Origin of the sequence: Methylobacterium sp. Leaf94, from assembly GCF_001426045.1 — a bacterium.
In the GTDB taxonomy this organism is placed as follows: Bacteria; Pseudomonadota; Alphaproteobacteria; order Rhizobiales; family Beijerinckiaceae; genus Methylobacterium.
In genome coordinates this window covers 130,329-142,801 of sequence record NZ_LMRM01000010.1, presented here as the reverse complement: position 1 = coordinate 142,801, position 12,473 = coordinate 130,329, and the positions used below count along the sequence as shown (strand labels likewise).

Here is a 12,473-nt window from a genome sequence, read left to right as displayed (position 1 = left end):
GACAGGTTTGGCCCTCGCGCGGCGCAGCCGCTATGACGGAGCCGATGAGCCAGCCCCTGATCCTCTCAGCGAACCTGCCCTCCGAACGCGCGGCCCGCGTCGCCCCGTTCCTCGCCATGGACGTGATGTCGGCCGCCGCCGCCCGCGAGGCGCGCGGGGAGGCCGTCGTGCACATGGAGGTCGGGCAGCCCTCGGCACCGGCCCCGCGCGCGGTGATCGCGGCTGCACAGGCGGCTCTCGCGACCGGCGCACTGCCCTACACCCAGGCGCTCGGCCTCCCAGCCCTGCGCGAGCGCATCGCACGCCACTACGCCGAAACCTATGGGGTCGCGGTCCCACCGAGCCGGATCGTCGTGACGACCGGCTCTTCGGCCGGTTTCGTGCTGGCCTTCCTCGGCCTGTTCGATGCCGGCGCCCGCATCGCGGTTCCGCAACCGGGCTACCCGGCCTATCGCAGCCTCCTCAACGCCCTCGACCTCGTCCCGGCCCCCCTGGTGCTGCAGGAAGCGGACCGTTTCGCCCCCACCGGCGCCGCCCTCAAGGCGCTACACGAACGAGAGCCCCTGTCCGGCATCCTCGTGATGAGCCCGGCCAACCCCTCCGGCACCGTGATCGAGCCGGCGCGCCTCGCCGACCTCTGTGCCACGGCCCGGGCGCTGGGGCTGCGCTTCATCTCCGACGAGATCTATCACGGACTCGCCTACGGCGTGCCGACCGAGACGGCCCTGCGCTACGACGACGAAGCGATCGTCATCAACTCGTTCTCGAAGACCTGGTGCATGACGGGCTGGCGCATCGGCTGGATGGTGGTGCCGGACTGGCTCGCCCGGCCCGTCGAGCGACTGGCGCAGAACCTCTACATCTCGGCGCCCTATCTCTCGCAGGTCGCGGCGCTGGCGGCCTTCGACGCCGTGGGCGAGGTCGAGGCGGTGCGCGCGGGCTACGCCGCCAACCGCGCCCTTCTCCTCGACGCCTTCCCGGGCCTTGGCCTGGGGCGGACGCACCCGGCCGACGGGGCCTTCTACCTCTACGCCGACGTCTCGAACCTCACCGACGATTCGGTGGCATTCTGCCGGCGGATGCTGGACGAAGCCGGGGTCGCCGCGACTCCGGGACTCGATTTCGACGGCCAGGATGGCGGCCACCACGTCCGCTTCTCGTTCGCCGGCTCGCACGCCGATTGCGTCGATGCGGTGCGGCGCCTCAAGGCTTGGCTTCGCTGAAACGCAGAACGGGGCGGGCTCGACGCCCACCCCGCTCGTTGTGGCTAATAACGGACGATCACTCGCCGGTCAGGGCCGCCTTGGTCCGGGACCACCAGCCGGCCCGCTTCGGACGATCCGGATCGGACGGGGGCGTGAGCACCACCGCCACCGGCTCGGGCGCCGGCTTGGACGCAAGCACCGGCTCCGTCGTTTGGGGCGCTTCGGCCTCCGGCTCGACCGCCACTGGCGCTTCCAGGGCGACCGGCGCGGCCGTCTCGGAGGCCGCGGGTGCCACCGCCTCGGACACCGCCGCGGCGCTCACCGGCTCCTCGCCGCCCAGGAAAGCGGACGGCGCGTCGGTCGCACCTTCGTCGCCCTCCACCGAAGCGACCGGCCGATCGCCGAAGGCCTGCTCGTCACCGGTCCGGTGAGCGGAGTCCTGAGTTTCGGACTCGTCGCGCCCGGCTTCCTGGCCGACGGCTTCGCCATCGCGCCCGCGACCGTCACGGTCGCGCCCGCGGCCGCCGCGGCGACCCCGGCGGCGACGGCGGCCGCTGCCATCATCCTCGCCGGACGCAGGCGTCTCGGCCGACGCGACCGTCTCGTCGCCCTCGGCCTGCGCGGCGATGTCCTCGGACTCCTCGCCCTCGCCATCCTCGTCGCTCTCGGAGGCCGACTCGCCACCGATCTGCTCGCCCGCTTCGTTGCGACCGCCCCGCCGACGGCGACGGCGGCGACGTCCACCGCGGCCCTCACCACCGTCGGCGGCCTTCTCACGGGTCTCTTCGGCCGGGGCGCCGGCCTCGGTCTCCTCGGTCTCGGCCTCGGCGACCTCCTCCTCGATCTCCGGATCGAAATCCTCCTCGGGCTCGAGGGCGGAGCTGATCGCCACGGCACGCACACCGGTCACCGGCCCCTCGGCACGGACCGCGGGCTCCCCGCGTTCGAGCTGGAAGGCGGAGGTGGCGGCGAGGCGCTCATCAGCCGCGATGGTGAGGGAGACGCCGAAACGGACCTCCAGCTCGCGCAGGTGCGCCCGCTTCTGATTCAGGATGTAGAGCGCCACCTCGGTGCGGGTGCGCAGGACGAGGTTGTGCGTCGTGCTCTTGAGAAGCGATTCCTCGATCGCCCGCAGGATCTGCAGCGCCACCGACGAGGTCGCGCGGACGTAGCCCGAGCCGCCGCAATGGGTGCAGGGCAGGGACGAGCTCTCCAGCATCCCGGTGCGGATGCGCTGGCGGCTCATCTCCAGGAGGCCGAAGGGCGAGATCCGGCCGACCTGGATGCGGGCGCGGTCGTTCTTCAGGCACTCGTTGAGCTTCTTCTCCACGGCGCGGTTGTTGCGCTTCTCCTCCATGTCGATGAAGTCGATCACGACGAGGCCGGCGAGATCGCGCAGGCGCAGCTGGCGGGCGACCTCCTCGGCCGCCTCCAGGTTGGTGCGCAGGGCGGTGTCCTCGATGTCGTGCTCGCGGGTGGAGCGACCCGAGTTCACGTCGATGGAGACGAGGGCTTCCGTCGGGTTGATGACGAGGTAGCCGCCCGACTTCAGGGTGACGTGGGTGGAGAACATCGCGTCGAGCTGCTGCTCGACCCCGTAGCGCGCGAAGATCGGCGTCGCGTCCCGGTAGGGCTGCACGACCTTCGACTGACCGGGCATCAGCATGCGCATGAAGTCGCGCGCCTCCCGATAGGCCTCGTCGCCCGCCACCAGGATGTCGTCGATGTCCTTGTTATAAAGGTCGCGAATGGCGCGCTTGATGAGTGAGCCTTCCTCGTAGACCAGCGCCGGAGCGGAGGACGACAGCGTCAGCTCGCGGACGCTCTCCCACAGGCGCATCAGGTACTCGAAGTCGCGCTTGATCTCGGGCTTGGTGCGCGAGGCGCCGGCCGTGCGCAGGATGACGCCCATCCCTTCCGGCACCTCCAGGTCCTGGGCGACTTCCTTGAGGCGCTTGCGGTCGGCGGCCGAGGTGATCTTGCGGGAGATGCCACCGCCACGTCCGGTATTCGGCATGAGCACCGAGTAGCGCCCGGCCAGGGACAGGTAGGTGGTCAGCGCCGCGCCCTTGGTACCGCGCTCTTCCTTGACGACCTGCACCAGGATGATCTGGCGGCGCTTGATGACCTCCTGGATCTTGTAGTGGCGACGATAGGTGCGCGGGCGCTCGGGGATCTCGGCCAGGGCATCGCCGCCGACCTGAGCGATCTTCTGCCGGCGCTCGCCGTCCTCGCCCTCGCTTTCCTCGTCGTCCTCGTCGTCGTCCTCATCGGAATCGTCGTCGTCATCCTCGGACTCGTCGTCCGAATCGTCGTCCTCCGAATCCTCGTCGCTCTCGTCCGCATCGTCCTCGTCGGGCTCCTCCTCGGACGTGGTCCCGGCGGCGGGCGCCGCGATGTCTGAGTCGGCCTCGCCCATGGGTGCGGCTTCGAGCGCCAACTCGGCCGCCGGCTCGACCGGCGCCTCGGCGGTGGCACCAGCAGACCCTGAGTCGTCGGAGAACGGGACGTCCGACGCCGCCGGCTCGTCGCCCTCGGAGCTCTCGCCGCTGGCGAGGGCCGCTTGCGGCAGGTCGGCGGATTCATCGCTGCCGGGCAGGATCGGCGGCGGCGCGTCGCCGAGGCCGCCCTCGAGCAGCGCGTCGGCGACGCCGATCGCCGGATCGCTGGCCGAAGTCTCGTCGAAGGAGGTCTCGTCGAAGGAGATCGGGTTGCCGTTGGCCTCGCCGGCAATCGGTGCGCCGACGTCCTCGGACGTCACCGTCTCGGAGGTGCGCGCCTTCTTGGCGGAGGTGCCGTCGCGACGGCCGCGCGAGCGGCGGCGGGGCTTGCGCTCCTCGCGCTCCCGGTGCTCCTCGGCTTCGCGGGCCTCGTCCTCGAGCAGGGCCTGCCGGTCCGCGAGGGGGATCTGGTAGTAGTCCGGGTGGATCTCGCTGAAAGCGAGGAAGCCGTGGCGGTTGCCGCCGTACTCGATGAAGGCGGCCTGGAGCGAGGGCTCCACGCGCGTCACCTTGGCGAGGTAGATATTGCCGCGAAGCTGGCGCCTGTTGGCGGCCTCGAAGTCGAATTCCTCGACCCTAGACCCGTGAACCGTGACGACCCGGGTCTCCTCCGGGTGCATCGCGTCGATGAGCATCTTGTTGTTGTTGGCCATGACGAACTTTCGACATGGCGGTCGACGTCGTTCTCCTCGAACCGCGCGGTCCCGATGAGGCGCCGACCGGTCCGGGCGCGACGGCCCGGCGGATCGGTGCCCGTGACGACCCGGGGAAGGGGGTCGCGGAAGCTGTGGGGAAGGGATTGCCGCCAACCGCCGCTGGGCGCCGGATCTCGGCGCGCGTGGGGTTGATCCTGGCCAGGGGCGACGAGAAGGCGGCGCCACGCGAAACGCGCAGGCGTTGAACACGAGCAACGGCAACCGATGCTGTGTGTCCGCTCATTCTCTCCCTGACCTCGCGAAGACTGTATGGGCCCATCCGAGGACAAGCCGGCATGTGCAGAACGGTGCGGCGGCCGAAAAGGCCACCGAATGAACCGACTCCCACCCGGCCTTGCTGTGCCGCCATGTCTGACGCGGGGAACCGACTGCGAAGGCGATTCGACGCAATGCCGAACCGCGCCCGCGGGCCGCGGAGCAAACCGCACGGCACCGGGAAGGGGACCGTATCATTACAGAGCGTCGCGACGTTTTGGCAAGGTCCTTAATCTTTGATCTGCCGCTCTGACCTGACATCTCCGTGCCGAACCTCGGCAGGGGGATCGCCGCGGCCCGCGTCGTGGCGGGGGCTGTCGCCCCCGGGACACAAGGGGCGCCGAAGTGGAGCGCGGCCCTTGAGGAACGGTTAACCATCCCGTCGGTATCCCGTAGTGGCTGGCTTACGCCATAGCCCGCTCGCGAGCCCGCTCCTCCGGGGCGTGCCCGTCCTCACGGGGATGATTGTCGGAACGATGCCGAGACGCGCCCGCCTTCTCCGCTCCGTCCTCCTCGCCCTGGCCTGCGCCGGAGCGAGCCCGTTCGCCGGGACCGGTGCACGGGCACAGGACACCGACAAGGCTCATGGGACCGCCTCGCCGGCGGCCGTCGCCATCGCGGCGGACCTCGCCACGAGCAACGGTACCACGAAGCTGACCCTGACCCTTTCAAAGGCCATCGAGGCGAAGGCCTTCGTGATGGAGCGTCCGGATCGGGCGGTGATCGATCTGGCGGAGGTGAACTTCCAGCTCGGGCCGGAGACGGGCCGGAAGCGCGACGGGGTGGTGGCCTCCTTCCGCTACGGGCTCTTCGCGCCGGGACGGTCGCGCATCGTCGTCGACCTCGCCCAACCGGCGACGGTGGGGCGGATCGAGACCATGACGCGCCCGCGCGACGGCGCCGTGCTGCTCAGCATCGAGTTCCAGCGCAGCGATCGCGAGGGCTTCCGACGCGCTTCGGTGGCGAGCGATCCGGCACCGGCCCAGCGCAAGGTCGCGACCATCCCGGAATCGACGGACGCCCGCCCTCTGATCATGGTCGATGCCGGCCACGGCGGGACCGATCCCGGCGCCATCGCGGCCACCGGCGCCTTCGAAAAGGACATCGTGTTCGGCTTCGCCCAGGCCCTGGTGTCCCAGCTCGAAGCCGGCGGCCGGTACCGGGTGCGGATGACGCGGGACCGCGACGTCTTCGTGCCCCTCTCCGAGCGCGTCCGCCTCGCTCGCGAGGCGAAGGCCGACCTCTTCGTCTCGATCCATGCGGATTCGATCTCGTCGGCCCCGCAGGTGCGCGGCGCCACCATCTACACCGGCTCCGAGAAGGCCACCGACGCCGAATCGGCCAAGCTCGCCGAGCGCGAGAACCGCGCCGACGCGGCCGCCGGCACCGAATCGAACGAGGGTCCCGGCCATGTCGCCGACATCCTCCAGGAACTGACCCTGCGCGAGACCCGCACCTTCTCGTCGGGGTTCGCCAAGAGGCTGATGACTCATCTCGGGCCGGTCATGGAGATGAGCGCCAAGCCGCACCGCGAGGCCGGCTTCCAGGTTCTGCGCTCGCCCGACGTCCCCTCGGTGCTGGTGGAACTCGGCTACCTGTCCAGCAAGCACGACCTCGACCTGCTGCAGTCGGAGGGTTGGCGCGCCGAGGTGACCGGCGGCATGGCCAAAGCGATCGATGCGTTCTTCGGCAGCCGGACGTCGCTGACCCGTCCGCAGCCGCCCCGTCGCTCGGCCGCAATCGCCCCAGTTTCACCATAGAATGCGTGTGAAACCGGGGCTCACAGCGCTCCGGTCACACCGATGCCGATGGTCTCGGTCGGATTGATCGCGGCGCGCTTGAGCGAACGCCGCCGATAGCGTGGGCTCGACCGCATTTAACGCGGCGGGACTCTTGCATTTCGGAATGGGACACGGTCCGAGGAGGTACGCGCCATCGTGGCGGGTGCTCTCGCGGCCGTCCGGCGGCGATGGATCATCGACGGACGGGACCCGGATGCGCTTCATCCTTCGTTTCTTCGGCTTCCTGTTCAGCGTCGGCGCGATGGTCTTCGTGATCGCCGCCGCGGCGGCCGCGTTCTTCTACTGGAAATTCAGCCAGGACCTGCCGGATCACGCCGCGCTCGCCAATTACGAGCCGCCGGTGATGAGCCGCGTCCATGCGGCGGACGGCTCGCTGCTGGCCGAGTACGCCAGTGAGCGGCGGCTCTACCTCCCGATCCAGGCGATGCCCAAGATCGTCGTCGCGGCCTTCCTCTCGGCCGAGGACAAGAACTTCTACAAGCATGGCGGCGTCGACCCCGAGGGTCTCGTGCGCGCCGCGCTGACGAACTTCAAGAGCGGCAAGAAGCAGGGCGCCTCGACGATCACCCAGCAGGTCGCCAAGAACTTCCTCCTGTCCCCGGAGCAGACCTTCGAGCGCAAGGCCAAGGAGGCGCTGATCGCCTTCCGGATCGAGGCCGCCTACTCGAAGGACAAGATCCTCGAGCTCTACCTGAACGAGATCTTCCTCGGCACGATCGTGCCCGGGCGCAACCTGCACGGCGTCGCCGCAGCGGCACTCGATTACTTCGGCAAGTCGGTTCACGAACTGACGATCAACGAAGCGGCCTACCTCGCCGCCCTGCCGAAGGGGCCGAACAACTACCACCCCTACCGCCAGACCCAGAAGGCGCTCGATCGGCGCAACGAGATCATCGGCCTGATGGCCCAGAACGGGTACATCACCAAGGAAGAGGCCGAAGCGGCCCGCAAGATGCCCCTCGGCGTCAATCCGCGCGTCGCCTTCGCCAACGCCGCCAACGCCAACTACTTCACCGAAGAGGTCCGGCGCGAGATCGCCGAGCGCTACGGCGAGAAGAAGCTCTACGAGGGCGGCCTCTCCGTGCGCGCCACCCTGGACCCGAAGATGCAGTCCTGGGCCCGCAAGGCCCTGGTGGACGGTCTTGTTCGCTACGACCAGTCGCACGGCTGGCGCGGCGCGCAAGCCAAGGTCGACCTCGTCGGCCGCGACTGGGGCCTCGCCGTGGCCGAAGTGCCCGGTCTCGGCGACGTCGCGCCGTGGCGCCTCGCCGTGGTCCTGAACACCACCGGCGGCTCCGCCCAGATCGGGCTGCAGCCGCGCCGCGAAGCCTCCGGCCAGGTTTCGAAGGAGCGCGAGACCGGCACGATCACCGCCGAGGGCACCCGCTGGACCGGGCGGTCGCCCGCCGCGGCGCTGAACGCCGGCGACGTCGTCTACGTCGAGGCGACGGATACGAGCCGCAACCAGTACCGCCTGCGCCAGCGGCCCGAGGTCTCGGGCGCCATCGTGGCGATGGACCCCTATACCGGTCGCGTGCACGCAATGGTCGGCGGCTTCTCCTACGACGAGAGCCAATTCAACCGCGCCACCCAGGCGATGCGCCAGCCCGGCTCCTCCTTCAAGCCGATCGTCTACTCGGCGGCCCTGGACAACGGCTACACGCCTTCCTCCATCGTGCAGGATTCGCCGATCACCATCGAGGCGGGCCCCGGCCAGGAGGCCTGGACGCCCTCGAACTACGACGGCAAGTCCGGCGGTCCGCACACCCTGCGCTACGGCATCGAGCATTCGAAGAACCTGATGACGGTGCGGCTCGCGAAGGACGTCGGCATGCCGCTGATCGCGGAATATGCCCGCCGCTTCGGCGTCTACGACGACATGCTGCCGGTGCTGCCGATGTCGCTCGGCGCCGGCGAGACCACGGTGATGCGCATGGTCACCGCCTATTCGATGCTGGCCAATGGCGGCCGGCGCATCCGCCCGACCCTGATCGACCGCATCCAGGATCGCGTCGGCGAGACCATCTACAAGCACGACAACCGCAAGTGCCTCGGCTGCGACGCGGACAAGTGGTCGGGCCAGGACGAGCCCAAGCTCGTGGACGATTCCGAGCAGGTCCTCGACCCGCTGACCGCCTACCAGATGGTCTCGATCATGGAAGGCGTGGTCCAGCGCGGCACCGCCACAATCCTGAAGCAGGTCGGCAAGCCCCTCGCCGGCAAGACCGGGACGACGAACGACGCCAAGGACGCCTGGTTCGTCGGCTTCTCGCCGGACCTCGCGGTGGGCGTCTATATCGGCTTCGACAAGCCGCGCTCCCTGGGGGACCGGGCCACCGGCGGCGGTCTCGCAGCCCCCATCGCCCTGGACTTCCTGAAGCAGGCCCTCAAGGACAAGCCGCCGACGCCGTTCCGCGTGCCCCCGGGCATCAAGCTGATCCGCGTCTCGGCCGCCTCCGGCATGCGCGCCGGCTCGGGCGAGGGTGGTGGTACCATCCTCGAGGCCTTCAAGCCCGGCACCGCCCCGCCCGACGCCTACGTCGCCGCCCCGGCACAATCCTCCAGCGCCCCGGCCGCGGTTCCGCCGGACGCAGATCGCGCCGCCCAGGCCGGCGGGCTCTACTAGGCCCGCACACCCATCGCGGACCGCCATCGATCGACATCGCGCCCCGGAGACATCTCCGGGGCGTTCGTCGTTTCAGCCTGTCCTACGCGCCAAGGCGAGATCCGCGAGCTTCTCGATGTTGAAGCCGGTCTGGGGCAGCTCGATCATGAAGCGCTCGGCGATCTCCGACACCACGAAATCCGGCTTCACCCGGGCGACGTAGCCCCAGTCGATGCTCGTCGACCACAGGACGTGAACCTCACGGAAGGTCTCGGCGAGGAGCGGCGTCAGGCTCCCCGTATGGGGGGTCGACGTATGGTGGCCGTAGGAATCGGCGAACAGGACCAGCCGGCGCGGGTCGGCCTCGCGCGAGTCGTTCCGGTAGACCACGTGGGCGCCGATATGCGCCGCCTGACCCCGGCCCTCCGCCTCGAAGGCCTTGACGAGCCTGTTGGCGTGGATGCGCCGCGCCGAGGTCTCGAACAGGCAGGACTCCACCGTCTCCCTGCGGATCGGATCGAACTTCAGGCCGAGATCGCCGGCATAGGGTGCGGGTGAGCCGATGCGGCGCCGGAGGATATCCTGGCGCGGAGCAAGACCGAGATGGCGGCAGATCTCGCCATAGGCGAGGAGATATCCGGCGAAGGTCCAGTGGCTGTCCGTCCGGCAATAGAGCGGCGCCTCGGCGGCACGCGCGCGAAACGGCCGTACGAGATCGATCCAGTGGCGCCGGGCCGGCGAGAGGCGGAGCCAGCGCTCCAGGCGCAGGACCGGCGCGCGCTCGGGGTCGAAGGCGAGCGCATCGGACGCCTGCGGATAGACCGTGAGCTTCTCCGGCGCCACCACGTGGGCGTAGCGGGTGCCGAGGCCCGCGCAACGCCGCACCCGCGCTTCCAGGATGCGGCGCCAGCGCCAGAGGATGGCGCGTGGAATCCCCGGATCGCGATACTGCCTCAGCACGGAATTGGTGCCGCCGATCAGGAACAGCCAGCCATCCGGGCCGACATGCACGTCCGGGTGATGGTCCGGCGCCGGAACACTGGGGGCGCGCGCGATGGTGAAACCCTCATTCATGGCGCGCTTCTAGCGGGCGGCCGCGAAAGGCGCACCCTCACCCGGCGGCCCGCTCCCGCCCGATCAGAAACCGGCGCGGATGCCGCCGAAGATGCTGCGGCCGACGCCCGGGTAAAAGGCCACCGGGCCGCCCGCGACGGTCCGGGCATCGGTGACGACGGAGATGTCCGACACGTAGCGGGCATCGGTCAGGTTTCGGGCATCGACGAAGACCGAGACGCCGTTCTGGAAGTCGTACCCGGCCTGGACGTTGAGGAGGGCGTAGCCCGGCACCCTCAGGCTGTTGGCATGGTCGGCGAAGGCACCCTGGGGCACCCAGTCGACGGAGGGACTGACGTGGAAACCCTCGCGGTTGCGATAGGTCAGGACCGTGCGCAGCACATCGCGCGGGATGCCGGCGATCTGGTTGTCGCCGAAGACCGGGTCGGCGAGGAAGTGGAAGTCGTTGTGGGTCCAGATCTGCGAAACCACGACCGCGTCGCCGGTGCCGATCAGGTCGCGGGCAAGATCGAGGGCGATTGCGGCCTCGACGCCCTGGTGGCGGGTCCGGGGCGCGTTGAAGGTCGCGGCCGGAATGTTGAGGCCCGGGTTGATCGAGAAGTTGATGAGCTCGTCGCGGATCTCCGAGCGATAGAGGGTGACGTCCCAGGACAGTCGATCGATCCGCCCGCGCGTGCCGGCCTCGTAGGTCACGGCGCGCTGCGCCCGCAGCAGCACGAACGTGGTGTTCAGCGTATTCTGCTGCACGAGGTCGGAGAAATCCGGCACGTCACGCGACCCTGTGATGTCGCCGAAGACCTGCAGGTCGGGCAGCGGCTGCCAGAGGAGGCCGACCTTGGGATTGATACCCGCATAGGTCTCGTTGGCCGAGGCGGGGAACGCGTTGGCGCCGGAGAAGCCGCCCTTGTTGCTGTAGGTCCGGTTGGAGGAAAACGCCTTGGCGCCGGCCATCAGGGCCACGTCCGGCAGGAACCAGAAGCGGTTCTCGCCATAGGCTTCGTAGTTCGAGGCGCTCTGCACCGCGCGCAGCGTCTGCGCGCCGCGCTGGCCGGCGACGTTGACGAACTGGAAGGCCGAATTCTGGCCCGCGAAGGCGCGCAGGCCGAGGATCAGGTCGTTGCGATAGCCGGCGACCTCGAAGGTCCCGGCCCAGTGCGGGGCGATCCCGTAGGTCCAGCCGTCCTGATCGATGACCTGGAAAATCGGGTGGTAGAGCGACTTGTGAATCGCCCAGGTGTCGATGTCGAGCTTGCCGACATCGAGCGGAAACGAGGTGCGGTTGGCGATCCGCTCGGTCTCGACCTTGCGCGACTGGTTGCCGGCGATCGCCGACGGATTGGCGAGCGTCGGATTGTTCAGGGCATTGAAGAGGCTCAGCGTGCCGGGGAGCTTCTGGTCGGTCAGGTAGACTCCGGCATAGAAGCGCGTCTCGACGCCCGGCGCGAGCTGGTAGCCGAGATTGGCGTTGAAGTTCTGCGTCCGCTGGGTCTCGTGGTCCCGGTAGCCGTCGGAATTGGTGATCGTGCCGTTGACGAGAAAATCGACCGGGCCGGAGATGCGCGAGACCTGAACGTTCTCCCGGATCGTGTTGAAGGCGCCGCCGTCGATGCGCAGGATGTTGGGCGCGAAGGCCGTCTGGGCGGTGGGGGTGACGACGTTGATGGCCCCGCCGAGGGTCGTCGCTCCGAAGGTGAGGGCGTTGCCGCCCTTGTAGACCTCGATCGAGCGCAGCCCCAGGGGATCGACCTGGTAGAAGTCACCGCTGCCGTCGGCGAGGTTCAGCGGAATGCCGTCCTGCAGCAGTTCGAGCCCGCGCAGGTGGAAGCCACGCGAGATGCCCGAGCCGCGCACCGACAGGCGGAGTTCCTGGCCGTAGCGTTCCTGCACGTAGACACCGGGCACGTCCTTCAGCGTGTCGCGCAGGGTATTGGCGTAGCGGTCCTGGAAGTCCTTGGCGTCGACGAAGGCGACGGAACCGACGGTGGCGTTCACCGCAGCGCGCTGGGCCGCGACGCTCGGCACCGTGAGGGAGCTGGCCGCGGCGCCCTCGATGCTGAGCTCGGACAACGTCGCGGCAGCCGTTCCCTCGGCGCAGGACGGCGTCGCGGCGATGACGAGGGTCAGGAGCGAGGCACCCCCCAGGAGGGCGAGGGCAGCGGCCTTGGGGCAGGGGGAGAGAAGGGCGGACTCATTTCGGGGAGGGGAGACATTCCGAGGCGCGGACATGGGACGGGCTCCGGACCATGGGCCCGCGCTTCGCGACGGCGCGAAGGGGCCGGCATGATCCCGGTGGGAGAGGGGCGGGGTGGCGGACG

Annotated in this window: 6 protein-coding genes; 3 read left to right on the top strand and 3 right to left on the bottom strand. The window is 69.4% G+C overall.

All coding sequences use genetic code 11. The annotated features are described in order from the left end of the window. Window positions 1-44 precede the first annotated feature (44 nt). Window positions 45-1,223 carry a pyridoxal phosphate-dependent aminotransferase gene (locus ASG63_RS07880; RefSeq protein WP_056214023.1) on the top strand — a complete coding sequence of 393 codons (1,179 nt, stop codon included), beginning with the start codon at window positions 45-47 and terminating at the stop codon, window positions 1,221-1,223. Between the two features lie 58 nt (window positions 1,224-1,281). Here ASG63_RS07880 and ASG63_RS07875 read toward each other — a convergent pair whose 3' ends face one another. Then, window positions 1,282-4,359, bottom strand: coding sequence for an Rne/Rng family ribonuclease (locus ASG63_RS07875; protein ID WP_056213920.1), 3,078 nt, complete (start codon window positions 4,357-4,359; stop codon window positions 1,282-1,284). A gap of 794 nt (window positions 4,360-5,153) precedes the next feature. Here ASG63_RS07875 and ASG63_RS07865 point away from each other — a divergent pair. Both ASG63_RS07865 and ASG63_RS07860 read left to right on the top strand, forming a co-directional pair. Beyond that, window positions 5,154-6,437 carry an N-acetylmuramoyl-L-alanine amidase gene (locus ASG63_RS07865; protein ID WP_056213911.1) on the top strand — a complete coding sequence of 428 codons (1,284 nt, stop codon included), beginning with the start codon at window positions 5,154-5,156 and terminating at the stop codon, window positions 6,435-6,437. Window positions 6,438-6,672: 235 nt separating this feature from the next. Then, the gene (locus ASG63_RS07860; RefSeq protein WP_056213908.1) at window positions 6,673-9,105 is read left to right on the top strand and encodes a penicillin-binding protein 1A; all 2,433 of its coding nucleotides are present in this window, start codon (window positions 6,673-6,675) and stop codon (window positions 9,103-9,105) included. 72 nt (window positions 9,106-9,177) lie between these two features. Here ASG63_RS07860 and ASG63_RS07855 read toward each other — a convergent pair whose 3' ends face one another. Beyond that, on the bottom strand, window positions 9,178-10,158 hold the full coding sequence (locus ASG63_RS07855; protein WP_082559224.1) for an alginate O-acetyltransferase AlgX-related protein: 981 nt from the start codon (window positions 10,156-10,158) through the stop codon (window positions 9,178-9,180). Window positions 10,159-10,221: 63 nt separating this feature from the next. After that, window positions 10,222-12,384: a TonB-dependent receptor family protein gene (locus ASG63_RS07850; protein ID WP_082559223.1), complete on the bottom strand. Its 2,163-nt coding sequence runs from the start codon at window positions 12,382-12,384 to the stop codon at window positions 10,222-10,224. Window positions 12,385-12,473 lie beyond the last annotated feature (89 nt).